Annotated in this window: 35 protein-coding genes; 20 read left to right on the forward strand and 15 right to left on the reverse strand. The window is 32.8% G+C overall.

Features of this window, described 5'->3' with window-relative positions:
• Positions 1 to 10 precede the first annotated feature (10 nt).
• Positions 11 to 874, forward strand: coding sequence for a hypothetical protein (locus ACW9W3_RS04490; protein ID WP_457764964.1), 864 nt, complete (start codon positions 11 to 13; stop codon positions 872 to 874).
• A gap of 25 nt (positions 875 to 899) precedes the next feature.
• Here ACW9W3_RS04490 and ACW9W3_RS04495 read toward each other — a convergent pair whose 3' ends face one another.
• Together ACW9W3_RS04495 and ACW9W3_RS04500 are read right to left on the reverse strand one after the other, a co-directional pair.
• Entirely contained in the window at positions 900 to 1,265 is a 366-nt protein-coding gene (locus tag ACW9W3_RS04495; RefSeq protein WP_457764965.1) for a response regulator, read from the reverse strand.
• A gap of 54 nt (positions 1,266 to 1,319) precedes the next feature.
• Positions 1,320 to 3,176: an ATP-binding protein gene (locus ACW9W3_RS04500; protein WP_457764966.1), complete on the reverse strand. Its 1,857-nt coding sequence runs from the start codon at positions 3,174 to 3,176 to the stop codon at positions 1,320 to 1,322.
• Between the two features lie 250 nt (positions 3,177 to 3,426).
• Here ACW9W3_RS04500 and ACW9W3_RS04505 point away from each other — a divergent pair, with 250 nt between their 5' ends.
• On the forward strand, positions 3,427 to 3,975 hold the full coding sequence (locus ACW9W3_RS04505; RefSeq protein WP_457764967.1) for a hypothetical protein: 549 nt from the start codon (positions 3,427 to 3,429) through the stop codon (positions 3,973 to 3,975).
• A 434-nt stretch (positions 3,976 to 4,409) separates the two neighbouring features.
• Here ACW9W3_RS04505 and ACW9W3_RS04510 read toward each other — a convergent pair whose 3' ends face one another.
• On the reverse strand, positions 4,410 to 4,592 hold the full coding sequence (locus tag ACW9W3_RS04510) for a hypothetical protein (RefSeq protein ID WP_457764968.1): 183 nt from the start codon (positions 4,590 to 4,592) through the stop codon (positions 4,410 to 4,412).
• 151 nt (positions 4,593 to 4,743) lie between these two features.
• On the opposite strand from ACW9W3_RS04510, the gene ACW9W3_RS04515 reads away from it, so the two are divergent.
• From ACW9W3_RS04515 to trpA, 7 genes are read left to right on the forward strand one after another with little or no spacing between them, the layout of a single operon-like run.
• Complete coding sequence (locus tag ACW9W3_RS04515; RefSeq protein ID WP_457764969.1) at positions 4,744 to 6,093, forward strand: anthranilate synthase component I family protein; 1,350 nt, start codon at positions 4,744 to 4,746, stop codon at positions 6,091 to 6,093.
• Positions 6,090 to 6,692 (forward strand): anthranilate synthase component II, encoded by a 603-nt coding sequence (locus ACW9W3_RS04520; protein WP_457764970.1) that lies wholly within the window; start codon positions 6,090 to 6,092, stop codon positions 6,690 to 6,692. The genes ACW9W3_RS04515 and ACW9W3_RS04520 overlap by 4 nt, the downstream gene beginning before the upstream one ends.
• Before the next feature lie 21 nt (positions 6,693 to 6,713).
• The gene (locus ACW9W3_RS04525) at positions 6,714 to 7,241 is read left to right on the forward strand and encodes a hypothetical protein (protein ID WP_457764971.1); all 528 of its coding nucleotides are present in this window, start codon (positions 6,714 to 6,716) and stop codon (positions 7,239 to 7,241) included.
• Positions 7,238 to 8,278, forward strand: a complete 1,041-nt coding sequence (trpD, locus tag ACW9W3_RS04530) for an anthranilate phosphoribosyltransferase (RefSeq protein WP_457764972.1) — start codon at positions 7,238 to 7,240, stop codon at positions 8,276 to 8,278. Before ACW9W3_RS04525 ends, trpD begins: the two co-directional genes overlap by 4 nt.
• Positions 8,278 to 9,054: an indole-3-glycerol phosphate synthase TrpC gene (locus ACW9W3_RS04535; protein ID WP_457764973.1), complete on the forward strand. Its 777-nt coding sequence runs from the start codon at positions 8,278 to 8,280 to the stop codon at positions 9,052 to 9,054. Before trpD ends, ACW9W3_RS04535 begins: the two co-directional genes overlap by 1 nt.
• Positions 9,051 to 10,241 carry a tryptophan synthase subunit beta gene (trpB, locus tag ACW9W3_RS04540; RefSeq protein ID WP_457764974.1) on the forward strand — a complete coding sequence of 397 codons (1,191 nt, stop codon included), beginning with the start codon at positions 9,051 to 9,053 and terminating at the stop codon, positions 10,239 to 10,241. Before ACW9W3_RS04535 ends, trpB begins: the two co-directional genes overlap by 4 nt.
• Positions 10,228 to 11,034 (forward strand): tryptophan synthase subunit alpha, encoded by an 807-nt coding sequence (trpA, locus tag ACW9W3_RS04545; RefSeq protein ID WP_457764975.1) that lies wholly within the window; start codon positions 10,228 to 10,230, stop codon positions 11,032 to 11,034. The genes trpB and trpA overlap by 14 nt, the downstream gene beginning before the upstream one ends.
• Positions 11,035 to 11,214: 180 nt before the next feature.
• Here the strand turns inward: trpA and ACW9W3_RS04550 are convergent, their stop codons facing one another.
• The gene (locus ACW9W3_RS04550; RefSeq protein ID WP_457764976.1) at positions 11,215 to 12,030 is read right to left on the reverse strand and encodes a copper-binding protein; all 816 of its coding nucleotides are present in this window, start codon (positions 12,028 to 12,030) and stop codon (positions 11,215 to 11,217) included.
• 78 nt (positions 12,031 to 12,108) lie between these two features.
• Here ACW9W3_RS04550 and pyrG point away from each other — a divergent pair, with 78 nt between their 5' ends.
• Together pyrG and ACW9W3_RS04560 are read left to right on the forward strand one after the other, a co-directional pair.
• Positions 12,109 to 13,710 (forward strand): glutamine hydrolyzing CTP synthase, encoded by a 1,602-nt coding sequence (pyrG, locus tag ACW9W3_RS04555; protein ID WP_457764977.1) that lies wholly within the window; start codon positions 12,109 to 12,111, stop codon positions 13,708 to 13,710.
• Between the two features lie 78 nt (positions 13,711 to 13,788).
• Entirely contained in the window at positions 13,789 to 13,944 is a 156-nt protein-coding gene (locus ACW9W3_RS04560) for a hypothetical protein (RefSeq protein ID WP_457764978.1), read from the forward strand.
• Here the strand turns inward: ACW9W3_RS04560 and ACW9W3_RS04565 are convergent, their stop codons facing one another.
• Together ACW9W3_RS04565 and ACW9W3_RS04570 are read right to left on the reverse strand one after the other, a co-directional pair.
• Entirely contained in the window at positions 13,945 to 14,943 is a 999-nt protein-coding gene (locus ACW9W3_RS04565; protein ID WP_457764979.1) for a sugar kinase, read from the reverse strand.
• Between the two features lie 145 nt (positions 14,944 to 15,088).
• Complete coding sequence (locus ACW9W3_RS04570) at positions 15,089 to 15,289, reverse strand: hypothetical protein (RefSeq protein ID WP_457764980.1); 201 nt, start codon at positions 15,287 to 15,289, stop codon at positions 15,089 to 15,091.
• A gap of 130 nt (positions 15,290 to 15,419) precedes the next feature.
• On the opposite strand from ACW9W3_RS04570, the gene ACW9W3_RS04575 reads away from it, so the two are divergent.
• Positions 15,420 to 15,629, forward strand: a complete 210-nt coding sequence (locus tag ACW9W3_RS04575; protein ID WP_457764981.1) for a hypothetical protein — start codon at positions 15,420 to 15,422, stop codon at positions 15,627 to 15,629.
• 43 nt (positions 15,630 to 15,672) lie between these two features.
• Here the strand turns inward: ACW9W3_RS04575 and ACW9W3_RS04580 are convergent, their stop codons facing one another.
• Positions 15,673 to 16,542: a PfkB family carbohydrate kinase gene (locus ACW9W3_RS04580; protein ID WP_457765018.1), complete on the reverse strand. Its 870-nt coding sequence runs from the start codon at positions 16,540 to 16,542 to the stop codon at positions 15,673 to 15,675.
• A gap of 340 nt (positions 16,543 to 16,882) precedes the next feature.
• Between ACW9W3_RS04580 and ACW9W3_RS04585 the strand changes: the two genes are divergently transcribed.
• A complete protein-coding gene (locus ACW9W3_RS04585; protein WP_457764982.1) occupies positions 16,883 to 17,326 on the forward strand; it encodes a hypothetical protein in 444 nt (147 codons plus the stop codon).
• Between the two features lie 37 nt (positions 17,327 to 17,363).
• Here ACW9W3_RS04585 and ACW9W3_RS04590 read toward each other — a convergent pair whose 3' ends face one another.
• Positions 17,364 to 18,221 (reverse strand): TrmB family transcriptional regulator, encoded by an 858-nt coding sequence (locus ACW9W3_RS04590; protein ID WP_457764983.1) that lies wholly within the window; start codon positions 18,219 to 18,221, stop codon positions 17,364 to 17,366.
• Between the two features lie 165 nt (positions 18,222 to 18,386).
• Between ACW9W3_RS04590 and ACW9W3_RS04595 the strand changes: the two genes are divergently transcribed.
• Positions 18,387 to 18,674 carry a 30S ribosomal protein S26e gene (locus tag ACW9W3_RS04595; protein ID WP_109877128.1) on the forward strand — a complete coding sequence of 96 codons (288 nt, stop codon included), beginning with the start codon at positions 18,387 to 18,389 and terminating at the stop codon, positions 18,672 to 18,674.
• Between the two features lie 2 nt (positions 18,675 to 18,676).
• Here the strand turns inward: ACW9W3_RS04595 and ACW9W3_RS04600 are convergent, their stop codons facing one another.
• Both ACW9W3_RS04600 and ACW9W3_RS04605 read right to left on the reverse strand, forming a co-directional pair.
• Positions 18,677 to 19,249, reverse strand: coding sequence for a CDP-alcohol phosphatidyltransferase family protein (locus ACW9W3_RS04600; protein ID WP_457765019.1), 573 nt, complete (start codon positions 19,247 to 19,249; stop codon positions 18,677 to 18,679).
• A 121-nt stretch (positions 19,250 to 19,370) separates the two neighbouring features.
• Positions 19,371 to 19,529 (reverse strand): hypothetical protein, encoded by a 159-nt coding sequence (locus ACW9W3_RS04605; RefSeq protein WP_457764984.1) that lies wholly within the window; start codon positions 19,527 to 19,529, stop codon positions 19,371 to 19,373.
• Positions 19,530 to 19,939: 410 nt separating this feature from the next.
• Between ACW9W3_RS04605 and ACW9W3_RS04610 the strand changes: the two genes are divergently transcribed.
• Positions 19,940 to 20,179 (forward strand): hypothetical protein, encoded by a 240-nt coding sequence (locus tag ACW9W3_RS04610; RefSeq protein ID WP_457764985.1) that lies wholly within the window; start codon positions 19,940 to 19,942, stop codon positions 20,177 to 20,179.
• A 249-nt stretch (positions 20,180 to 20,428) separates the two neighbouring features.
• Here the strand turns inward: ACW9W3_RS04610 and speB are convergent, their stop codons facing one another.
• From speB to ACW9W3_RS04630, 4 genes are all read right to left on the reverse strand, one after another.
• Positions 20,429 to 21,304 (reverse strand): agmatinase, encoded by an 876-nt coding sequence (gene speB, locus ACW9W3_RS04615; protein WP_457764986.1) that lies wholly within the window; start codon positions 21,302 to 21,304, stop codon positions 20,429 to 20,431.
• A 3-nt stretch (positions 21,305 to 21,307) separates the two neighbouring features.
• Entirely contained in the window at positions 21,308 to 23,173 is a 1,866-nt protein-coding gene (locus ACW9W3_RS04620) for a threonine--tRNA ligase (RefSeq protein WP_457764987.1), read from the reverse strand.
• A 134-nt stretch (positions 23,174 to 23,307) separates the two neighbouring features.
• Positions 23,308 to 23,571 carry a hypothetical protein gene (locus ACW9W3_RS04625; protein WP_457764988.1) on the reverse strand — a complete coding sequence of 88 codons (264 nt, stop codon included), beginning with the start codon at positions 23,569 to 23,571 and terminating at the stop codon, positions 23,308 to 23,310.
• A 59-nt stretch (positions 23,572 to 23,630) separates the two neighbouring features.
• Positions 23,631 to 23,822: a hypothetical protein gene (locus tag ACW9W3_RS04630; RefSeq protein WP_457764989.1), complete on the reverse strand. Its 192-nt coding sequence runs from the start codon at positions 23,820 to 23,822 to the stop codon at positions 23,631 to 23,633.
• A gap of 150 nt (positions 23,823 to 23,972) precedes the next feature.
• Here ACW9W3_RS04630 and ACW9W3_RS04635 point away from each other — a divergent pair, with 150 nt between their 5' ends.
• The 5 genes from ACW9W3_RS04635 (at position 23,973) to ACW9W3_RS04655 (ending at position 25,522) form a co-directional block, all read left to right on the forward strand.
• Positions 23,973 to 24,437, forward strand: a complete 465-nt coding sequence (locus ACW9W3_RS04635) for a hypothetical protein (protein ID WP_457764990.1) — start codon at positions 23,973 to 23,975, stop codon at positions 24,435 to 24,437.
• 330 nt (positions 24,438 to 24,767) lie between these two features.
• Positions 24,768 to 24,929, forward strand: a complete 162-nt coding sequence (locus tag ACW9W3_RS04640; protein WP_457764991.1) for a hypothetical protein — start codon at positions 24,768 to 24,770, stop codon at positions 24,927 to 24,929.
• Between the two features lies 1 nt (position 24,930).
• The gene (locus ACW9W3_RS04645; protein WP_457764992.1) at positions 24,931 to 25,083 is read left to right on the forward strand and encodes a hypothetical protein; all 153 of its coding nucleotides are present in this window, start codon (positions 24,931 to 24,933) and stop codon (positions 25,081 to 25,083) included.
• Between the two features lies 1 nt (position 25,084).
• Positions 25,085 to 25,228, forward strand: coding sequence for a hypothetical protein (locus tag ACW9W3_RS04650; protein WP_457764993.1), 144 nt, complete (start codon positions 25,085 to 25,087; stop codon positions 25,226 to 25,228).
• 117 nt (positions 25,229 to 25,345) lie between these two features.
• Positions 25,346 to 25,522, forward strand: coding sequence for a hypothetical protein (locus tag ACW9W3_RS04655; RefSeq protein ID WP_457764994.1), 177 nt, complete (start codon positions 25,346 to 25,348; stop codon positions 25,520 to 25,522).
• Positions 25,523 to 25,557: 35 nt separating this feature from the next.
• Here ACW9W3_RS04655 and ACW9W3_RS04660 read toward each other — a convergent pair whose 3' ends face one another.
• Positions 25,558 to 26,178 (reverse strand): hypothetical protein, encoded by a 621-nt coding sequence (locus tag ACW9W3_RS04660; protein ID WP_457764995.1) that lies wholly within the window; start codon positions 26,176 to 26,178, stop codon positions 25,558 to 25,560.
• Positions 26,179 to 26,212 lie beyond the last annotated feature (34 nt).

Consider the following 26,212-nt stretch of genomic DNA (forward strand, 5'->3'; position numbering starts at 1 on the left):
AGGTTGTGGTATGCCTTCTAATGATCAAGGAACAATTTATGGCAATCTACATGCATACAAAATGTACACTAGACCTACAGCTCAACGACTATTTGGAACATATTCTTTTAGAAAAAAACAAGGCACAAAACACCATGAAAATGTTCAAAGAATGTTAGAAATACTTGCACTACATGGTACACTTACTACATGGGGAATAGCAAAAACACATCTTGATGATTCAAGTGGAATCAGAACAAAAGAAAAAGAATACAGAAGACTACTATTAGGAAGAATGGCAAGAGGAAAACACACTATCGGACTATTAGAATCAGGGTTAGTAGTAAAAGATGGAAAGAGTCATGTCAAAGCACCAGCTGATCAATACAGATTATCGTTACATGGAATTTTGTATAGTTTAGATGTTTTAGATTTTACAGACAAACAAATTGATAAAATTGCTGAAAAATATGCAGATGTTCTTCCAATGGTTTTTGGTAAATGGGGATATCTAAAATCAAATGTTGGTAGTGAGGTTTACAGGTTAAAGAATTTAGCTGGAGGATTGTTCATGGACAATATTCAGATTGCAAAGATTTCAAATTTTCCTGTTTATGAATTGATGACATATTTGAATGTAAAATATCAAAATAATTTTGAACAGATAGATGAAAAGGATTTGGCAAATCAAATATCAATTTGGTTTTATACCAATTTGCTAGTACCTGCAAGATTTAGAGCATCATCAAAACAATCATCATTAGAAATGAAACAATGGAAGAGAATTATCCAGGAAGATAAATCCATATCAAAATGGTATTATGAATTTGTGGATGAAGCTATAAAATTTTATAACATCAGATTTAGCAGATTAAAAAAATTAGAAAAAGTCTAATTTTGAAAAAGAGAAATTAAATTAATCACGCATGTTTGAGAACAATTTCTTCAAGTTGCTCAAAGGAATATGGTTTATGGATGGTTCCTAACAAATTCATACTTTTTGCCTTCAAATGCTTTTTTTCATCCATAGAAAATGCAGTAATTAGAACCACTTTTGCATCAGAATCAAAGTTCTTTATTTTAAAAAAGGCATCAAATCCATCCATTTTAGGCATCTTTATGTCCATGATAGTCAAATTTGGTGAAATATCTTTGTATTTAGAAACTGCATCAAGCCCATCTTCAGCTGTAACTACATCATAACCCATACTCTTTACCATGTAGGATGTATTTTCTAACAGATCAATATCATCATCTACAAGCAAAATGGTTTTTTTCTGGGACACACATCAGACTAAAAAAATCAGTATGATAAAACTTTCGGAAAAATCATCCATATGTTATTCTGAAGATAGATGCAAGGTTATGATAAAACCAGTAGGATTGTTTTGAGCAGAAATAGTCCCCTTATGTTGCTCAATAATATTTTTACATGTGGATAAGCCCAAACCAGTCCCTTTTTGCTTTGAGGTAACAAGAGGCTTAAAAATATGAGACAAGACATCTTCAGGTATATCAGGTCCGGAATTTTGAATTTTGATAATTGCGGTTGAATTTTTTTGTTCGATAAGACAGGATATACTGCCCGGATCTTTTCCTATTGCCTGAATTGCATTTAAGAATATGTTGATTAAAACAATCTCTAATTTTTCAACATCGGCATTTATTTTAAGATCAGATTGTGAAACCTCAAATGAGATATTTTCAGGAATCTCAATAGAGTTTTTTGCAGATTGTATCAAATCACAGATAGGAATCAATTTCACATCTAAGGGGGTAACTCGCACATAATTTAGGACATCATTAATTTGATGAGATATGGTATCAATAGAACGATTCATTCGTTCAATAACATCATCTAATTCTTTATCATGCTTTGAGTTTTTTTGTAAAATTTCTGCTGAACTTTTTACAGTCGCCAAAGGGTTTTTTATGTTATGGGCCATACTTGCTGAAACCTCACCTATTGCAGCTAGACGCTCATTTTTTAATCGGACATTTGCTTCGGCCAACTCTTTTTCTGTTTTAAGTAATTTTTGTAAATTTTTTGCCATATCATCAAATGATTTTCCAATGGTGTTAATTTCATCTATTTTACTAGGCTTGGTTTTAATTTTAAAATCACCTTTTGAAATAGAGTCAGCAATAATTGCCATGTGTTTTAACGGAGAGGAAACATTACTGGATATTAAAAATCCACCAATAATGGATGCAATCATACCTAAAATTGACACACCAATGATGGAATTTCGCAAGCCTACAAATTCATTAACAATTGATGAGCTATTTTGTTCAATTACAACAATCCAGCCAAATCCCTCAAAAGTTCTATACCCAGTTGATTGTGCATAAGAGATTAAACGAAAATCATCTACCTCATCATCTAATTCAAAAAATCCAACATCATTTCCCTTTAGTATTGTTGGGAAAAAGAAAACAGGAGTGTCATTTAACAAGATTTTTTGATTTGCAAAAATTTGTGTACCATCATTATCTAATAGTAGAACATCTCTGCCAGAAATTGTTAGAAGATCAGTTTCTTGAACAAAATCATTTAGTAACACATCAAGGGTAACTAAAAGTTTTAAAATTCCAATGAAATTTTCATCATTATCAAATATACTATATGCAAATTCTATAGAATAGTTTTGATAGTTTTCATCAAATTTAATTTTCCCCACATATTTTCCTGTCTCCTTTGTAATCTGCCACCATTCTTCATCGCTTTGAGAATAATCAGATGTTCCAGTTGCTAAAGCAACGTTTGCACCATATGCATTTGTAACAAATAATTCTTCAACTACATCATAGCCATATTCACCTTTATAGAATTCTATAGTTTCTAAGAGATCTCGAGTTAGTGCAACATTTGAAATTCCTCCAATGAAAGGATTATTTTCAGTAAACTCTATTTCATGTTCCTTTATTTGTAAATATGCTTTGATATTTTCAATTCTCTCAAATTCTTTATTTGATTCAGTTAGAGTGGTTCGTATTAATTCAGTCTTTGTTAATTCCTGAAAATCAATTAATCGGTTTTCTATGTGTCTATCTAAATTTTGAATTAAATTAAACGCAAATCCTTCATTTCTTGAACCCAACAATTCCTTGCTTTCCTGTACTGTCAAATCAAATGAAATCAATCCCGTAATTGTAAAAGTAAGTGATATTGCAAACATTACTACGATTATTAGCAAAGAGATTTTCAAGAGATTAACTAGACAGGATCAATTAGATATTAATTTAAACATCACTAATATATGCAAAATAAGGCATGCCACAATAATTCCGCTATAGACAAATACATTTTTGAGGTTACTACTTGCATGGAAAAACCAATTGTTCAAACTAGGGGAACATCCAAGTAGAATTACTGAAAAATAGGGAATCTAGGCATGCCACAGTCAAAAATCTTTGAATAAATAACAATAATTTTGCAGATTTTTAGTGGCTTATTTGAAGGGTAGGGGGATTGTTTTAGGATTAATGTTAATGTCAGCTATCATCATGCCAAATCTTTTGGCTGAAGTATATGGAGAAAAACCCAGCATTACTGAAATTAGATGTAAAAATCATCTTTCAAACTATATCAAACTTGGTGAATTTATCTATAAAGAGAGGTACAAAAATAACAGAATCATAGATAGTTGCATAATGTTATTCAAAGATTCAAATTCTGAACTTTATTTTAAACCATCAATCATCAAAGTTTCTCAATACAATAACATGTCATTTGAACTGACATATAACAAATCAATTGGGGAAAAATACCATCTTTTAAAATACCATGTTTGCAATGATGAACAAAAATCAAAAAACAAAATATTATTCCAATCAAATTCTGAAAAATCTTTAATTGTATTGCCAAAAAAACTATCATCAAAGCAATGTGCTGACTTTTGGACAGAAATTTCATCTGGAAGTGTGGATTCAATAAAATTATCATGGGATAATGGAAATGAAAAGTCACTCAAAGTCAGAAAAATATTCCAATAAAACTACTTCAATACTAAAAACAAATTCTACTAAAGTACATAGCATACCACAACATGAAAGTAATCATCATATAATAATAGACATTAATTGTATTCATGAATTCTTTGAGAGAAACAAGTTTCATCAAAAACCATTTCAATAATGAGAAATCTACTCCCAATGTTTCTCGCAATCAGTCCATAAACTCAAAAGATGATATAATTCTCTCAAAGAGTATTTTTTATGCTTGTAACAGATGTGATGGTGCTCTTGTTCCAATATCTGTATGCATCTTTTGTAAAAGGCCATCTTTGCGTAGTTGTACTAATTGTGACATGATAATTGATACAAGATATCATGAATCATGTAAAATATTGATAGTTTTTGGAAATACGATTTCCAAAAAAAGCATAGATGGTTTAAAGTTATGAAAAAATAAAATAAATTATTTTTGGTTATTGTAAAGAATAATGAACATCACAAAATAGAACAGTTCCATTAGGCAATGTTTTGGCAGTTATACAATGACCATCTTCTAATCCCTTACCACACACATAACACTCAATTTTTGAAACTGATGAACGTGTGGTTTTTGACTTTGAAAGACTTTGCATCATAGCCTGATTTACCCCCTGCATGGTGATTTTGATACGATCAAATATGATATAAAGGTACCGTACCATACGGTAATCTTATTATGCCTGAGAAATGAATAATTTTAAACAAAAATTACACCATCAAAACCCACTCATCAATTTAAATAATAAAGAACTGAAATTTTGTTTATGGGTGGACACCTTTGGAAATGCTCAAGCAAAAGTAATACCCCTAGATTTATCTGAAAATCAATTTCAAATTTACAATAAAATATCAAGAAACTATTCACATTCTTTTCTCTTTGAGTCATTAACGGGTCCCGAAGTTTTAGCTGAGACATCTGTAATGGGATTTGATCCTAAAATTATTCTCAAAGGATATTCAGATAAAGTAGAAATAATTTCAGAGGGTAAAACTAAAACTATTCAAACTAATGAGCCATTCTCAGAATTAAAAAAATTACTAGGGAAATCAGATGATCAAAGTTATCGATATTTAGGTGGGGCAGTAGGAGTAGTAAACTATGATGCGATAAGATTAGTAGAAAACATTGCAGATTCCCACAATTCAAAACAATCGCTAATGGAGTTTGGAATTTATGATGATGGGATATTATATGATAACGTACACAAGAAATTATTCTATTTTTATCATGATGAGAACAGATTTGATAAATTGATTATAAATGATGATGTATTTGGCGAATTCAATTCCAGTGAAATAACACCAAATATGGATGAAGATAAATTTTCTGAAATTGTAAACAAAGCAAAAAAATACATTCACGATGGAGATATATTTCAAGTAGTATTATCTAGAAAATTTTCATTTAAAAATCAAGGAGACAATCTAACACTATACAAAACTTTACGAAATCTAAATCCATCACCATACATGTATCATCTAAAGCAAGATACAAAAACAATCATCGGTGCATCACCGGAAATGTTAGTTAGAATTACAAATGATAAAGTAGAAACATTCCCAATTGCAGGAACAAGAAAAATTACAGATGATGAAGAAAAAAATAAACAACTAGCAGAAGAACTAATTCATGATGAAAAAGAATTAGCAGAGCATACCATGCTAGTGGATTTAGGAAGAAACGATATAGGAAGAGTCTGCAAGTATGGAAGCGTTCATCCAGAATCACTAATGCAGATAAAACAATTCAGTCATGTTCAGCACATAGTTAGTCATGTAGTTGGAAATTTGGCGCCTGAAAATGACATGTTTGATGCGTTTCAAGCAGTATTTCCTGCAGGTACAGTATCAGGAGCTCCCAAAGTTCGCGCAATGCAGATAATTGAGGAATTAGAGACAGAGGCCAGAGGACCATATGCAGGAGCTGTGGGATATTTCTCATATAATGGATGTTGTGATTTTGCAATTGCAATTAGAAGCATATTCATTGACGGAGATGAAGGGTTTGTGCAATCAGGTGCAGGAATTGTTTCAGATTCTATTGCAGAAAATGAATTCAAAGAGACAGAACACAAGGCAGGGGCAATGCTTCAAGCATTAAAAGAGGCATCAAAATGAAATTTCTAATTATAGATAATTATGATTCATTTGTATATAATATTGCACAGTACCTAGGAGAATTGGGAGTAGAGAGCAAAGTCATAAGAAATGACAAAATCACATTAGAACAGATAAAAGAAAATAACTATGACGGCATAATTATTTCACCAGGACCTGGAACTCCTGAAGATAAAAAATACTTTGGAGTTTGCTCAGAGGTCATAAAAGAGATTGGACCTACAACACCAATTTTAGGAGTTTGTTTAGGACATCAAGGAATAATTCATGCGTTTGGTGGTAAAGTAACTAATGCAGGATGTGTTAGACATGGAAAAACAAGTCCAGTTAATCATACAAATTCAGAATTGTTCCAAAACGTAAAGAATCCGTTTAGGGCAACCAGATACCACAGTTTGGTCGGAGATAAAACAGTAATTCCTGATATTTTACAAGTCACAGCTACAGCTGGTGATGATGGGGAAATTATGGGGATAAGCCATAAAGAATATCTCATACAAGGAGTACAATTTCATCCAGAATCCATAATGACAGAAGATGGAAAAAAAATATTGGGAAATTTTATAAATCAAGTAAAGGAGAGGAAATCAGGCTCATAATGAGCCTCGGAGAAAGATGATATGACAGAATTACTCTCTGACAGAGAAAAACTTGTTTCGGTGTACGGATTTACAAAATACTATTCAGATGAAAACATTCCAGATGATTTTATTCATATGTTAGTAGAGCAATGTGTTAAAAAAAATACCAAATTAAATTCATTTGAATTAAAAAAAGAGATTGGGGGGTTGGATAATTTCTTAACATTTACAATAGAGTCAACAATGCAAAATATTGAAAAATCAATATTATACAAAAGAGTGATTTCGGATAATCCAAAGCCCTACACTGTTGGGGAATATCTAAAAGATAACCCTAAAGAGGCATTGATCTTTGTGTATTCTGTTGGAAAAGGTATAGAGGATTCATCTAAAGAAAACAACATCCCATTTGATTTTCAAAACTATATGAAAAAATTTGATGACTGGGTATTTTATGAAAGCTTTTCAGAAAAAGAGTTTGAAAAAATTCCCAAAGACACACAAGAGTTCTTAGATACAGTTATTGAAGAAATTAAACGAAAACCAAAATCAGGAGAAAAAAAATGATTTCAGAAATCATTACAAAACTGCAACAAAAAACAGATCTGAACTATGAGCAAATGAACTCTGTTATGACGGACATTTTGTCAGGGAAAACAAATGATGATCAAAATGCAGAGTTTCTATCAAATCTTGCACAAAAAGGAGAGACTGATGATGAATTATTGGGAATGCTAGATAAAATGCAAGAATATTCACTCAAAGTTGATACAAAAAACAAAGGAACCATAATCGACATGTGTGGAACTGGAGGAGATAAACTTCAGACATTTAATGTATCTACAACTGCATCATTCGTAGTAGCAGCTGCTGGAGGCATTGTTGCAAAGCACGGGAATCGTTCAAGTTCAGGAGTTTCAGGAAGTGCAGACATTTTTGAATATTTTGGATATGATCTGAGCCTAAAGCCAGCAAGAATTTCAGAAATATTGCTAAAACACAACATTTGCTTTATGTTTGCACAAAAATTTCATCCTGCAATGAAGCATGTGTCAAAAGCAAGAAAGCAGATAGGGAAACGAACTGCATTTAATTTACTAGGACCATTATCAAATCCAGCTGGAGTGAAAAATCAACTAGTAGGAGTTTTTTCGATAGAATATCTCGATAGATTACCTGCAATTCTAAAAAGAAAAGGAGCAGAAAATATTATGACAGTACGATCAGATGATGGAATGGATGAATTCTCAACTAGTGCAGTTAATCGAGTATGTTTCTTAAGAAAGGATAGGGTATTGATGAACGCAATTGATCCTGAAGTAGTAGGACTGCATAAATCAAAACTAGAAGATATTCAAATTAAAACTAAAGAGGATGCAATAAAATCATTCGTGGGAGTACTAAACAATACAGCAAGCCAAGCAATGATTGAGACCACCGCACTAAATACCGCAGGAGGATTGATTGTTGCAAATATTGCAGATAATTTTGAAGAAGGAGTAGAGATTGCATTAAACACAATTAAAGATGGGAAAGCATTTTCATTATTAGAGAAATTTGTTAAAGATACAGGTGATATTTCAAAATTAAAAGAGATGGTATAATGGCAGAAAATATTCTAAGAAAACTAGTAAACAATTCTCAAATGGCAATAGATGATGGAGTGTATGAGATTGATGCAGATTTACAAAAATCAAACAAAGACTTTGTACAAATAATTAAGACAAATCAACATGCAACACTTTTAACAGAAATAAAATTTGCGTCACCATCTCTTGGAAAAATCAGAACTACGTCAGATCCAGTAAGCATTGCAAATCAAATGATTGCAGGAGGGGCAAAGGCATTATCAGTTTTGACTCAACCACATTTGTTTAATGGCTCACCAGAATTTTTTATGAAGGTAAGACAAGCCGTAGATGTACCATTATTAATGAAAGACATCATGATTGACAAAGTTCAGATTGATACGGCAAAGAAGATAGGAGCAGACTATATGCTTGTAATTCAGTCACTATTTGATCAAAAATTCCTCAAAGATATTGATGATTTTATCAGTTATGGGCACAAACAAGGACTAGAAATTCTCCTCGAAGTCCATACGAAAGAAGAATTTGAAAATGCACTAAAGACTGAAGCTGACATCATTGGAATTAATAACAGAAATCTAGATACACTAGAAATTGATCTGAAAACTACGGGAAGAGTCCTTGACGGATATAAAAAATCAAGAATAATTCTATCAGAGAGTGGAATTGAAACTCCAGAAGATATCAATTATCTAAAAAAGTTTGGTGCAGATGCATTTCTGATTGGTTCAAGCATAATGAAAAGCGACAACATTCAAGAACAAGTAAAAAAATTGGTGAATGCATATTGAAATATCCTAAAAATGGCAGATTTGGTGAGTTTGGTGGAAAATACATTCCAGAGACATTGGTTCCTGCAATTGAAGAGTTAGAGGAGAATTATCTTAAATTCAAAAATGATAAAAATTTCAAAAAAGAATTAGACTATTATCTCAAAGTCTATGCAGGACGTCCCACACCATTATACTATGCAAAAAATTTATCAGAAAAACTAGGTGGTGCTAAAATCTATCTAAAACGAGAAGATCTACTACATGGAGGGGCTCACAAAATCAATAATACATTAGGACAAGCATTATTGGCAAAAAAAATGAACAAAAAAAGAATCATTGCTGAAACTGGTGCAGGGCAACACGGTGTTGCAACAGCCATGGCATGTGCAGCTTTGGGAATGAAAGCTGAGGTGTACATGGGATACAAGGATACGATTAGACAAAAACTTAATGTCTTTAGAATGAATTTACTTGGTGCAAAGGTGCATCCAGTAAAATCAGGTTCAAAGACACTCAAAGATGCAATTAATGAGGCAATTCGAGATTGGATTACAAATGTAGAGACAACATACTATCTTCTGGGGTCAGCTGTTGGCCCGCATCCATATCCAGTAATGGTAAGAGATTTCCAAAGTGTGATTGGGGAGGAAATCAAATCACAAATGAAAAAAATTAACAACAAAGTACCAGATAGTGTAATTGCATGTGTTGGAGGAGGCTCCAATGCGATAGGAACATTCTATCCACTAGTAGACACTAATGCAGAAATTATCGGAGTGGAGGCAGCAGGTAAAGGATTAAAGTCAAAAATGCATTCAGCAACGCTTTCTGCAGGTTCCAAAGGAGTTCTACATGGTATGATGACATATCTTCTTCAAGATGATGAAGGGCAAATTACTGAAACACATAGTATTTCAGCAGGATTAGATTATCCAGGAGTTGGACCTGAGCATTCATACTATAAGGATACAAAGAGAATAAAATATCATTCAGCAACAGATGTCGAAGTAATTGATGCATTCCTAATGCTTACAAGAACAGAGGGGATCATTCCAGCTCTTGAATCAGCTCATGCGATTGCGGAGGCAATCAAAGTAGCAAGGAAAGGAAAGAAATCCGAATCAATTGTAGTGACACTTTCTGGAAGAGGAGACAAAGACGTAGAAGAAGTACAAAATTATTTGAATAAACATGTCAAAGATTAAAGAGAAGTTTGCAGAGTTGGAGAGGAAAAATCAGAAAGCTCTGATTGCATATATCATGGCAGGGTTTCCAAATGAAAAGGCTACAATTTCAACTGTTAGGGGATTAGTCAAAGGAGGAGTAGACATTATTGAATTAGGATTTCCATTTTCAGATCCACTAGCTGATGGCCCAGTAATTCAGAATGCCAGTACAGTCTCATTAGATAAAGGAACAAAGATTAGCAAATTTTTCATCCTAGTTAAAAAAATTAGAAAAGAGACAGATACACCACTAGTACTAATGACATATACCAATATTTTGTATCATAAAGGATATGCAAAATTCATCAAAGATGCAAAAAAGGCAGGAATTGACGGATTCATCCTTCCAGACATGTCTGTTGAAGAATCAAAAGAATATGTTGATGCGGCAAAAAATAACGCAGATACAATATTTTTAATATCTCCAAACACCTCAAAGAAAAGAATAGAAAAGATTTCTAAAGTTTCAACTGGATTTTTGTATCTAGTAGCAGTATTTGGCACAACAGGAATCAAAACAGGAATTAAAAATTATACATTAAAAGCAATAAGAGAGGTCAAAAAACAAACAAAGGGAAAAATCCCCATAGGAGTAGGATTTGGAGTTTCAACGCCTGAGGATGTAAAAAAATACATCAAAGCAGGAGCAGATGCAGTCATTGTTGGTAGCGCGTATCTAAAATTGATAGAAAAAACACCTCAAAACAAATTAGAATTAAAGATCACATCATTTACAAAAAATCTAAAAAAGAATACAATTCTCAAGCAATAACGATGCCGTCAAAGATATGGTGGTCAAGTTCTTAAACTGTACTGAGGGGAACTCTATTTCAGTTATGACCACCAAACTAGATAGTCATCAATACCTTATGCACTAAGAAAAATAAAAAACAATCGTCTAAAATTTCTAAATGTTGTTTAAAAAATGAATTATTTTTGTACGGTTGTATAGTTATCTAACAAAAGAAAATTTTGATCTTGCAATGAACAGAGTTGAGAAAAACCCTACACCCAAAATAGCCATTGCCAAAAATCCAAATTCAGGAATTACATAAGATCCCATAACTTTGATTTCTTTTGAGTGAGGTTTAATTGGGATGATCAATTTTGAACCAGAAGATGTCTCCTCTGTTTTAATTTCTACCATTTCTCCATCTACCCATACAGTATTGGGATTTTCAATTAATTTAGGAGGTAAAATAAGAGTAATTTGCTCGTTTTCAGTATTACCAAGAATAGTAAATGTCAGAGAACGTCCGTCAGGATCAACATGAACTGCTTTTGCAAGAGGAGTATCTAAAATGTATTTCACTTCAAACCCCAAACCATCATCACTATATCCAGAAGCAATACGAGAGATTGATTGAACACTTCCAGGATTCTTTATCACATGAACAACCCCATTCATCCAAGGATGAAGGCTGCAATAATAATAGAAATCTCCTAGTTCATCAAATTGTCTTATGTAAGAATCACCTGCGGTAAAAAAACCACTATCAAACAGACCATTTTCTTCCCCAGACTGAGAAACAGAGGTAATTGTATGAAATGCAGTATCAGCATTTTTCCAAGTAACAGAATCACCAGGATAAATTGTAATTATCCCAGTAGTCGTACCAGTTGTTTTTTCAGACCAAAAGAAAGGAGCACCAGGATCAGATGCACCTGAAGGAATCTTGATTTCATAGGTAGTCTCTGCAAAAGCAAGAGCAGTAGAACTGAGAATAAACACAGTTAAAATTGATAAGGCAAAAAATGTGAGTTTCACAATGAGATTACAACAATCTATTATTTCAATCATTATGATCGTCAAAACATACAAAAACCAGATGTTCGTTTCATTAATGTGCAGACAAAGTTTATTTTTGTTACAGGTGGTGTTATGTCTGGCCTTGGAAAGGGCGTCACTACCTCATCGATTGCAAAGTTATTACAGTTAGCAGACCAAAAAGTTTCTTGCATAAAGATAGATCCCTATCTAAATTATGATGCAGGTACAATGAATCCAGTAGCTCATGGTGAAGTCTTTGTCACAGAAGATGGAGGAGAGTGCGACATGGATATTGGGAATTATGAAAGATTTCTAAATCAAGACATACCTAAAAGCCACAACATCACAACTGCTCAAGTATATTCATCAGTAATTGAAGCAGAAAGGAAAGGAGAGTATCTAGGAGCATGTGTGCAAATCATCCCACATGTAACGGATGAGATAAAAAACAGAATTAGAAAAATTGCAGAGGATGAAAAACTAGACTTTTTGATTGTAGAATGTGGAGGAACAGTAGGAGATATCGAATCACTACCATTCTTAGAGGCACTCAGACAACTAAGAGTTGAAGAGGGTCCTCAAGGAGTAATCTTTGTTCATGTCACATTAGCACCATCACTAGATGTTGTTGGAGAACAAAAAACAAAGCCCACACAGCATAGTGTACAAGAACTCAGAAGAATTGGTATTCAGCCTGACTTTTTAGCAGTAAGATGTACACTTCCACTAGAAGAAAAAACAAAAAAGAAGATTGCAATGTTTACAAATGTTACACCAAAAGATGTGTTGTCATGTCATGACGCAAATTCAATTTTTGAAGTTCCACAGATACTATATGATCAAGGAATAATGGATTCAATATTTACAAAATTCGGCAAAGTTGGAATGGTTAATGCATCTACAAATTGGGATAAATGGAATGAAATTGCTCAAAACATGGTAAATCATGAAGATCAAAAGGTAAAGATTGCAATGGTTGGAAAATATGTAACACTTACAGATAGTTATGTGAGTGTAAATCATGCACTAAAACATGCAGGTGCAAAAATAGGAAAATCAGTAGATATTGAGTGGATAGACTCTGAATCAATTTCAGATTATAGCATTTTATCAAAATTTGATGGCATTTTAGTTCCAGGAGGATTCGGCACAAGAGGATCAGAAGGAATAATCAATACAGCAAATTATGCACGTGAAAAAAATATACCATATCTTGGAATTTGCTTTGGATTTCAATTAGCTGCAATTGCATTTGGTAGAAGTGTATTGAATTTAGAAGATGTGAATTCTACTGAAATTAAACCAGATACCAAAAATCCAATTGTAGATTTACTTCCAGAACAAAAAGATGTTTCAGATATGGGCGGTTCACTAAGATTAGGAGCAAATGAAGTAAAAATCAAAGAGAATACAAAAGCACATAAAATTTACAATTCAAGTTCAATCAATAAACGTCACAGACACAGATATGAAATCAATAGTAAGTATATACCAGAATTTGAAAAAAATGGATTGATATTTTCAGCGGATAGTGATGAAGGGAAAAGAATGGAAATATTAGAAATTCCAGCCCACAAGTTCTATCTTGGAGTTCAATTCCACCCAGAATTCAATAGCAGGCCAGGATTCCCAGAAGAATCTTTTTCAGCATTTCTTAAAGCAGCGTCTGAAAAATAGATTAATTTTGACACAGTTCCAATACTGGGAATTTTGCGTTTTCACTAAATAGAGAGTAAAAAAAAGTCAAAACAATTCATGAAAAAATGCAAGTTATGTGGAAAAGATTACGAAGTAGGAGTCAAAGACTGTTGTTCTGATGAGTGTTTCAAAGAAGACATACAAAAAAGAGCCAAGATTGCAACAGAAGATGATGTATCCCATACAAAAAAAATATCACGAGATTATCCTTAGTTATTCGATTTTTGATATTTCATAAATTTTTTGTCTGGCATCTCGAATTGACACTTTCTTTTTGACATATCCTTTTTTCAATAAATGACTTAATGCCAATCTAACAGTTCTGTCTGGAAGTAATGTTTTATTTGCAAGATCCTTTTGTGTTAATGCACCCTCATATTCCAATGTCTTTAATAGTAATTTTGAGCTTGGAGGCATGCTAAGTAGTTCTTCAGCCAAATGAACTTTTTTTGCCAGTGCAGAAATTGCAGTAGAGTCTTTTTTTAGACGAATAATTTTTGCAGGAGGGAAAAATTGAGTGCACTCTACTATTTTCTTTACTTTGAATCTATCAAGACCATCAAGCACAGCTTCACAGTGTAATCTTGCAGAAACATCATCAATTTCAATTAAACTTTCATTTGATACAATAATTGGTCTTCGTGTTACATCAAGAGAGTTTACTGAAATTATTTCAAATACTTTAGAGTCTTGAAACAGGACAGGGCCTCCTGCAGACATCGAATATGCGGAAGAGCCAATTGGAGTAGAAACAATTATTCCATCACTATTATCGTGCCAAACTTCTTCACCATTTACTCTCAATGAGTGCTCCATAAGCATGGCACTCTTGGATGAAAAGACAGCTACATCATTTAAAACAGGATAAACATTTTTGCCATCAATCTTTACACCGAGCCGTGGAACTTCTTCAACAGTGTAATTTTGTTTTTTTAAAATTCCAACAAACGAGGAAAATTCTCTTAGTTCAATCTGTGCCAAAAATCCACTTGCTTCGCCTTCACTAATTCCTAGAACAGGAGATGTAGAATCAAAAGTCCTATGAAAATAATTTCTCACTCCCTTGTCACCCCCCAATACAATAACACAGTCGGTGATCTTTCCTTTTGATTTGGTCATCGGAAATGATTTAATTCCATTTTCATCTAAAATTTTTTTGATTATCTTTGCTGCATTTTCTGCAGTTCCAGAACCATAGATCCCTATTTGCACAGAAGAAACAATCAATTCAGTAGAATAAAAGAATAATGACTACGCTGGTCACGCAATTATCCCAATTTTAAGGATTGTTCTTTTTGAAGACTTGTTAATAGATTTTTTTAAGGATAATGAACTTAAGCGTGTTGAGATTTAAAAATTAAAACCCATCTCTAGTGCAACCACACTTTACATATACTACCTTGAATTCCCCATCAGATTTTACATTATGAGACATGGGTTTTCTGCAATGCTGGCATTCTACAAACCCATGATATTCTTCAACTACAATCATCTTGTATTTCCAAGATTTGGTACTCTCATCCCAATAGACAGAATTAATCTCTGACGGATTATCCATGAGTTTGATATAATGAGTTTTCAATATTTGTCTTTATTGATTTTCAATAAAGGGTAAATCCACATCAATACAAATTACTAGAAATATTCTAAACAATAAGCTTAAGTTTAAAAATTTACAGAGCAAACTTGTGGATATTTCTTCAAAAAAACTACCCATAATTTTGATCATAGTTCTTTTAGGAGTTCTAATGTTACAAATTGTTACCAATAATGCAGATAGGAAATTCATTGATGCTCAAACGTGTGAAATTTGGGTTGAAGATACACTAACTAAAAAACCAAGATATCTAAATGAGTTTGATTCCAAATGTCTTGATTTTAAAAATTTGAATCCATAATCTAAAAGTCTAACTCAGAATTTGGATTTTTTAAAAAAGTGAATTATAAATTCCTAAATTTTATTAAATTGTAAAAATATACTGCATTGTTTTGAACTATACCTTTTGAAGGTATTTTTTGTAGGCCCACATTTTTTGAATCAAGTGCGGCCTGAGCAGCACCTCCAGCAAATGAAAGTGCCCACAAAAAATCTTTCTCTTTTAGAAGTGTGCATGTAAAAGTAGCACAAAAAATATCCCCAATTCCAGTTGTATCATGAATATTTTTGTTTGGAAGAGTAATAGAGTAAATTCTATCTTTTACCAAAAGAGAAACATCAGTCTTATTGGTCAAGAGTACATGTTCGATTCCTTTTTTTTGTAATGCCAACATCATTTCATCATGAGTACCATTTACAAGACATTTTCCTTCTTCAGGATTAATCTTGATGGCGTTTACATCAGATAAATCAAGTTCGGTGTTTTTTAAAATAATATTATTTTGAGTATCCTTTTGTCTTAAAAATCCTTGAGGGTCAACAAAGAGAAAATTTGAATTGTTTTTAATTTTTTTAAAAACATCATTTGTTATTTCATGATATATTGGACTAACAAGGTGACCATCGGCATCCACTGATGAATAATCTACAGCACCACATTCATTTTCAAGTTTAAGCGTTCTATCAGAACCAGAAATACTAATTGCAAATTTGGTAGTATTTTTTTCAGATTCTGAATTTATAAAATTTATTTTATTTTCAGTAAGGTATTGCTTTGGGAAATCAGAACCGAATTTGGTAAACAAGTCAACATCAAATTTGAATTGTCTTGCAGTTATGCCACAATAACAGGCAGAACCTCCAATTTGTTCATAATTAGTCTCATCCAAAGTAATAGTATCAATTGCACAATGTGCAAAGACTGCCAATTTCATTTTTTTATTTTTAGATAGTAGAGATTTAGTTTTTTGCATTTTTTTTGGCAAAGCAGTCTTTGCAAATAATCAGACCCTTTTCTACAACTAATTCAACGCCTGATCTAAAGCAGTTATGACAAAGCCCATGCATTACCATCATTTCAAATAACTCGATCTAGAATTAAAACATGGATCAATTTTATTAAAAAATAAGCATATTTTCTGAAATTTTTGATTGTAAAATATTACAAACATGGTCTTAATTGAAAACATACACTAGATCTAGAAATGCTTGTTTTGAAGAAAGAATCAGATTTTCAAATAAGACAAAATAAAGACAACGACAGGAGTAGAAAATTTGGGTAGCATCATAATTTATTTTATTGTAGGAATGGTAATTTTAGCGACATCGTCGTTAGCTTTTGGAGCTAGTATTTCAACACCACTTTCATTCAATTTGATTGGTGCAAGCGACAATGTAGAGGTACCAGCCCCAAGTGTAAACATAACATCAATTGATTTTATTCAAGAAGTTGCAGAAAATGGTGTAATTGAAACAGATGCAATAAATTTTTCAGTAGGTAATGAAGACACACTAAATTCACATTCGTATGAGGTGTGTCTTGTAATAGAAGGTCCAATAGGAGTATACAATCCATCTGCAGGAAGTACTCCAGCATGTACTACAACATCATCCATTCCAGCCAACAGTATTATCATCAATCAATTAATTTCCATGACAAATGCAACTACAATCAATGATCTGCTCAACATTAGTGTGTCAGTAGAAGAGTTATCATAAATGGATATTCTAGGAATTATTTTATTAAAATATTTTATTATTTTAGATTTATCGGAGAAGACACTTCCCACAAAAATTGACATAATTTTGATATGTTATGCGTCATTTCTGTTGCATCAGTACATAATGAAATATCAGAGCTTTCATCCATAAAGTCATTAGAGTTTGTAGAATCAGACATAAACATTTGTTTATTTTCAAATGCCAGGATTCGCCCATTTGATGGGAGTTTACCAATTTTCACTTCTGTGGCATTTAGTCGTTTAATGTATGGAATCATTTTTTTCTCATCAGAATTTGTGATCACAAATACTTTGCCACCATTTTGTGTAGACAGTTTAATTTTTTCAGGGATATCACTATGATACATTCGAATAATATCTTTGATAGTGGTTACAATGTAGACCACGCCTTTAGAATTTTCTATCGACATACCAATACTAGAATAGACATTATTTAATCCCTGAATTACCCGGAATGTTGGAATAGACGTTCCAAAAGGAGCAGCAACTACACTCTCAATTTTTTGTATAATTTCTTTTTTAGATTTATTTATTTTATCTATCTCTTTTTTCTTTTTATGTAATACTAGTTCAATTGCATTTTCAGGTTCTGTTGCAATACACAGTTTTGGACTTGACAGAGTCATTGAAACAAAACCCGAATTTACCAAATCATCAATAATCCTGTAGATTTTGTTTCGATCAATTTTCATCTCTTTTGCCAATGCACCAGTGGTAGTAGGTCCTACTCTCAGCAAATTCATGAAAATCTGCCCTTCCTGAAAATCCAATCCCAGCATAGAAGAGAACTCCAAACTCACATCGTTGATGTGCTCAATGATTCCCAGTTCATTCTTTTTGAAGTTTTTAGTGTTTAGATCCTGCTCTTGCATTAAATCTAGTATGAATTTTGTATTAATACCAATCAAGGTGATCAAAATGATCAATCGTGAGCATCTATCCTCAAAATTTTGAAAATCTCAGAATAATCAGACAACTCCACAAACAGGCATTATTTTTGTCCACAAGATTATAAGTAGGCAAAATTGTTTATTTTCATGCCACTTAAGCGTGCAAGTAGAGGACGTACTAAAGGAGGAAAAGGATCTTCTGGTACAGTTCAATGTACAAACTGTGGTCAAACAGTTCCAAAAGACAAAGCAAAAAAAGTTACATCTAGATTAAATTTGGTAGAACATACTTTAGCAAAAGAGCTACGTGCACAAGGAGCATACATTGCATCCCCAACAGTTTTGAAATGGTATTGTATTTCATGTGCAATTCACTTTAAGATTCTTAAAATTAGATCAGAAGACAGTAGAAGAAAACGTGGAAAACTTCGTTAGAATTATTCTGTAATATTTTTTGCAGTAAAAATCATTCTTTGAATTAGTGTAACCCCTGCGATAATCACAACAATTACAACTGCAATATCCATAAAACCAATGATACCTATAACAGCAATTACCAATAATCTCTCTGCTCTTTCACCAATGCCAATGCCTTGAAGTTTGATTCCTATTGCATCAGATTTTGCTCGAGCATAACTTACCAATAAGGACAAAGTGATTGCAAGCAATACAAGATAAGGTTCAGCATAACCACCAACTAAAATTCCTAAAAATATCGCAACTTCGGCAATTTTATCAAACATTGAATCAAGATATGAACCTTTTTTTGAAGTTTTTCCAGTAACTCTAGCAACTTGACCGTCAACCATATCAAAGAATCCTGAAACAAGTAACAAAATACCTCCAAGTATTAATCCAAATTCAATTCCAAGACCATAAACTATTGCAGAAATTAATGCAATCACAAGACCTACAACAGTCCAAAAATTAGGAGATAAACCAGTAGATGCAACCCCTTTTCCAATTTTTTCAAGTGTTGGTCGAAGAGATTCCCTTAGATTATTTAGCACGGTATAATCCGGCAAACCTCACTGTTATTAACAGTACGATTCCTAAAGGATTCTTAATCGAGCACGAATTATTGACAAAAGCGCAGTCTACTTGTCAGACTCAAAGAACTCTTAGAATACCTTATGGAAATCTTCCTTCATTGATCAATTCTTTGTATATTGCAGATTCAATACGAGTTTGTTCAGAACCACATTTACTGCACATACCTGTTTCATCAGGATTCTCTTTCATGTTCTTCTCACATTCTACACATTTGTTAATACCTTTTTTGAATCCCATGTGAGAATTTTTTCAATCTTGATAATAACTATATCTGAAACTCTTGATTTTTAGGAATCCAAAAAAATCCATACCCCTTTCATACATAAAAACAGGTATTTTGAGTGTATTTTTTGAACATCACTTAGAATATATTCATAATTTAAGAATAAACGAGTAACATCATGTCAAAACAATCAATCTTGGAACATTTAGGAACAGACATGGACTTGACTGACATTGATGAGTATGATTGCTAGTTAGATTCTAAACTCTTTATACAAATTATCACACATTATCTTATGCTCAAACTCATTACAGTTGGAGTGGTGGGATTAGGGATTTTTCTTGTAATTATGATGATCATTTCAGGAGTGAAACCTTGAATCCTACTTCAATAGGCATAAGTTCAAAACTCTCGCAAAAAATTCATGACAGGTGAGAAAAAAATAAAAATTCTTTGTAAATGGTGTAATGTTTCTAAAACATGTCATATTGTTAGTCAAGAAACTACTGATCATCAAGGACAATATGGGATAGATAGTGTAATGATGGCCAAAGTCAAAATTCACAAGCATTACAAAGCAAAAAATCATTGTAAAGGTTCAGATAGAACAGTGATTGTACCACTAGACAAGATACTAAAAGATAATGAAAAGAACAGAGATTAGATTCTAAATATCACTATTCAAAAAATTAACAATTATTCAGATAATTTCTTAATCTCTTGTTTTAATTCTTCCATCATTGATTCATCAAATGAATCCATAACTTGACTAAATAATTCATGCATGAGTTACTTTGAAATTAATTTACTCATAAGAGATAGTTTGTTCAGAGTAGACAAGAAAATAATAGAAATTATACAACTCTAATTATTAAAATTAAGACTAAAAAATGGAATTTTATGGAAATTAATTTTATTGGTTTGGAGAAAGATTCATGGCAATTAATGTAGAAATAATTTTTGCTGCAAGTGATGCAGTAGAGCCATTATCATGATAGGGATTCAATTCTACAATATCGGCTCCAATCACCTTGGTTTCTTGGAAGGAATAAATCATGTCAAATAGCTCTCTGGATGTAATTCCCACTGCCTCAGGATTACCAACACCAGGTGCAAAAGCAGGATCAAGAACATCAAGATCAAAACTAGAATAAATTGCATCAAAAGTAGAGACATAGTCTTTTACCAATTGAGGTCCTTTTCCATCTCTAATTTGCCTATCAGAGATTGTTTTGATATTATTTTCTTTAAGAAATTCCAGTTCCTCCTTAACAAATGCGCGAGCACCAATATGCAAGATATTATCAGAGCCTCTCTCCTCCACTATTCGTCTAAGATAAGAGGCATGGCTTAGTTTGATATCTGCAAATTCATCACGTAAATCATAATGAGCATCAAATACAATGTAGCCTGTTTCTTTTGGAAAACTTGTGTATGTACCAAAAGTAATAGAATGCTCACCACCCAAAATGAAAAGCTGTCGTTGTTTTGCAACAAGTTCAGTAGTGATTTTCTTTACCATGTCAATCATTTCAGATGCAACTACAGTGTGTCGAGTATTTCCAAGATCCTCAATGTTTACAGTTTCTAAATTTACTTGAAGATCAGGATGAAATATCTCAATGTTGTTAAATGAATCACGAATTGCATCAGGTCCGAATCTGCAACCAGGCTTGTAAGAGTGAGTGGAATCAAAAGGAACACCAAAAATAGTAGCTACTGGTTCAGTGTCATCATCAGAGGAAGTAATGAGAGGATTCCTGTTCATGTATAAATCAAAAAAACTCATTTTTTACACCATTAGTTGAGGTCTCTTTGAGAGATATTTTGGCAAATTCAAACCCGTGAAAGGTTTTCCCTTGGTCTGCTCATTTATTTCATCTAGGAAATCATCAAACGATATTTCACGAACATCACCTGTTTTTCTATCACGGATGCTCAGATTTTGAGAATTTGTTTCTTTTTGACCAATTACCAAGATGTATCTAATCCATTCTTTTTCAGCTTCACGAATTCTTTTTCCAATACTTTCATTTCTATCATCAATGTCCACACGAATATTATTTACAGATATTCTTTCACATAGTTTTTTACAAAACTCATCGAATTCAGCATTAAGCGGAATGATTCTCACTTGTGTTGGTGCCAGCCACAATGGGAATTGTGGCTTTCTTCCTTCTTTGGAGTCTTTTGCAGCCTTTTCAAGTAGTGCATAAATAATTCGCTCAATAGCACCACTAGGAGAATTGTGTAAAATTATCGGATGTTGTGGAGTATTATTTTCATCAATGAATTCAATTCCATATCGATCCCCATTTTCCACATCAATCTGGTCTGTAGATAGAGCAGATGCTTTTCCCAGTCCATCAACAAAGTTAAATTCCCACTTTAGAACAAAATAAAAGAATTTTTCAGTCCACATTTCAACCAACACTGGCTTTCCATGTTTCTTTACTAATTCCTCAATGGAAGATTTATTTTCATTGTAGAAATCTTCAGTGAATCTAATTGCCATGTCATAGTCATTTTCATCAATTCCAAGATTGGTAAGAACACTTTGAGACAAATCAAATCTCACCTTAATTTCCTCAACTGCTTGTTCCATATCTTTGCAAAATGCATGACAGTCAGGCATTGTAAAAGCTCTAAGACGTCGAAGACCAACAAGTTCGCCAGATTGTTCTCGTCTAAAGCTGTATCTTGTAAGCTCATACAATCTGTAAGGCAGATTCTTGTAAGACATTTGATATTGATTAGCCATCAAGAATTGTCCAAAACAAGCTGCAAATCTTAAAAATAATTTTTTGCCTTCTGAATCAATATTGTATTGTCTTGCAGGAAATCGATTAAAGTAACTAACCATACTTGGATGTTCAGAATCATACATGATTGGTGTTTCAACTTCATACCCACCATAGTCTTTTACTCTATCAGTCACATAGCGTTCAATTAGAGATTTTATCAATCTACCATTTGGATAAAATCTCATATTGCCAGAATCAGAAGCTGGTTCATAATCTGCAATTCCCATTTTTTTCATTAAAGCAACATGTGGGGGAGGCTCATCAACACGACGCTGCTTTGCAGATTCATATTTTGCCAATGATTCTAGTTTTTTATGATTTGTAAAATCAAAATCCCCAATGTTAGACATTGTTCCATCAGGAGACATTATCTTCCAAATAGATCTAATTTTTGATTCACCCTTTAATGCATCTGAAGTGAGTTCTTCAGTTTGTGAACTAGCAGAATCTTTTGTTACAACTTTGGAGCTTTCAGCCAACGGATGTCCCTTTACTTGAAGCTTGTAGGATTTTGTCCATCCAAATGGAGAATGAGAAACTTCAAGATCAGATGCAGAAGATTCCATCTCTTTGAGTAAAGAAATTGCAGTGGAGGGTTTTGCAAGATTGGAGCTAAGATGAGCATAGGGATATAACAATAATTTTTTACAGCCAATTTTTTCCATTGAATTTTTTATTTGTGAAATAGCATCCTGAGCTACAGAAGAATCATCACCATCTTCAATTGCAACAAATACAACTACCAGTTCTTCTAATCTCTGAGTTTCGGTATTTTCAATATCTTCAGCAGATTTGATCTCCTTTTTTGTTGGAGTGTATTCAATGCTGTCACAATGAAGTTGTAATATTCGCATAAGTACCAAGTCAATTGTTTGGGTTTAAAATTCTTGGGGTATGGACTCACTGGTACTCAATGTCAAATTGGAGATAGAGATAGACACAGATAGACTTGCATATCAAAAAGTGAAAATCATGCAGGGCATTCAAGTCACTCAAAATCCCATTCAGGAATAAAGATAATTTCGTCTCGGCCTAAATTTAACATAGAAAAAGGCATGTTTTTGGTTAATCTCATCGATGGTTCATACGAGTTCAGGCAATTACAATCTAAACAAATCCAACTTCCACCATCAACATGAGTCATAATCATTTGAAGATCATCCCCATTACAATTGTAACAGGTTTCAGGAATTTCATCTAATTGCTTAGCTCTTGAAATTATCAATCTACCTGCTTCATCATAATCAGCCATCTAAAACATAAGATAATGAGAGATATGAAACTATTTTGATATTCTCCAGAGTTTAGAATCTAAGGAGTGTCAAAACCAACAGTTCTCATACCAGCACAAGGTTTTTTTCCTTTACTCCAACATTTACAAGAACAAGAAACGGCTTTTCCTGTTTCCAAGTCCTTAACAACTTTATGAAAAACGCCCTCTCTAACTTTTGATTCAATGGATATTGTTTCATACTTGCCATGATCTTGTTCATAATCCACCATGACTGTAATCTAATAATTATGAACTTAAGCGTATTGGAGTTTAGAAATTAAAAATAGTCAGAATGCTAGTCATTCATGATAATAAAAATGCAGAATCAATTGAAAAAGAGTTAGAGACATGTTGAATAAGGGTTGACTTTGGGTCATCACATGATAAAAGAGATAACTCATTTAGAATTTAATCATAATCAAAATGAATCACAAATGAACGAAACGACACAAACACAAATCAATTTGGGTGATTACAATAAGCCACAAGAACAAACCAAAGCAGTGGGAATAGGCAAGATTTTAGGCAAAATCATCAACATCAAAGATTTTCGTACTAATCGAGGCAGACCATCACCATATACTCCAAAGGATTCGATTGGAGATGATGGCCTGACAGATTACAACGTCATCGATACTGTGGAGAAATTTGATGTAAATAATCAAATGGTAAATTCATTTTTTGTAACACCAGCAATAGTCAAACAGATTCAAAGAGTCCCAAATTACCAGTCAGAATTATCTGCTGGGAAGGTATTTGGACCATGTAAAATAGGTCAAAAAAAATCTTCAAAGACTAATGCAAACTATTGGTGTCTTCTTTTCCCAGGAGAGGAAGGCTACTAGTATTTTTTTAAAATAATACACTCAGTTCTGAGACATATATTGAAAAAAGGGTTAAAAAAAATTAAACTAAACCATGATTCTTTCAAAATAAAAATAAAAACAGACAAATTTAGCTAAAGATCAAACATACAATACTCTTAATACACGAATCAGCATTAGAAAGATGTGTCAAATCAACTATACTGTGATGTATGCCATAAGCTAAAATATCCTAGATTTGAAAAACAGCAAAAATGTGAATGTGTAATTACATAAACATCTGATTAATAAAAAATATTTTCTAAAAATATATCAAAAAGATTATCATATTTACTACATGGAAAATTTGACTTGGAAATTACTCCCAAAGGAACTAACATTCCAGGAAAATACAGAAAGTGTGAGGAAGGGAATTGTCTCAGATTAGTCCCATGTCCCAATGTAAGATGTCAAAATCATCGTACAGATATGGCGATTCAAGATTGGATAGTAATCCACATGGAGCCAAAATAAAATGATCAAAGAAGAATCATCGAAAAGCACCAAGTTCAAAATATCATTATCGTCAGAGGATATAGATAAAATAGATGAAGAAATCAAAAAAATTGAAAATGATTTAACAAAGAATATCAATAAATCAGGAACTACACATAGTAAAGAGGAATAGATTGACTGACGAATTAGATGAAAATACTATCAACAGGTTGATTTTACAAAACACATGTGAAAATTGTGGGAATAAATTCAAACCCATAAACAGTATGACATTTGAAAAATTATGCAGTTCATGTTCAAAAATCAAATCAAAGTAGGTTTGGACAATTTTTCATCTAGTTTATAGGACATTAAGAATAAAAGAGCCTTATGACAACAAAGTGCATATTCTATGTATCGATATTTCAACACATAAAATTGGATGAGTCTTAATTATGGTAGGATATCTTGGAAATAAATCAGACATGGTAGTTCATGATTTAGGAAAGATGATTCCAGATTGTCAAATATACTATGTGAAAAAAGAGGATAAAACATACTTTGTTCCAGATATTCTAGAAGAAGCAATTAAAGAGAAATTTTCCCCTTGCAAACACTGCGTACAATGTTAGAGAACATATTTTCTGAAAATAAAAAGAAAGAGGGTTTACTCCTCAATGTTTATTTCACTTTCTAAAGCAGTTAATTCCTCAACGGACATTATTGACTTTACATGAATTACACCGTCTTGTGATAATGGAATTCTAAATCCATTTTCCATGTTTTGTATTTTAGCCATTGACCAGTCAAGTACGAAATCTCCCGGTTGGTCATAGATTGGAGCATAGTTACCTCTTAGAATTATTCTAAATGGTTCTCCCCCATCCAATGTTCCAGTTCCATGTAGTCGAAGTTTTCCATCAACTGCTTTTCCTTTCAATTCCAAAGTAGCATATCTGTTTTCTACAGCAATGTCAGCTATGGATTTAACTTTCCAAACTCCATTACCTTGATGAACTGCTTTTCCGGTAATTCCAATTTTTGAATCATATGCTTGTCCGCCTATGATTGCCCATCCATCAGTACCACCTCTGAATTGAACTACAGCTTTATCTACTGGAGATTCAACAGATACATCTAAAAATGCATCAGTCTTTTCAAGTGAAACAATATCTGGAACAATTCCAAAACTTGCAGCTTCTGCAAACGCATTAGAAGTTCCAAAAACAAGTGCTGCAAGCACAGGTAGTGCCAATAGCAATGAATGTTTTTTGGTATTTTGTTTCATATGTGCAAAAAACAGAATTTTCTACTTAAGGAAC

Source organism: Candidatus Nitrosopumilus sp. bin_68KS (assembly GCF_054095825.1).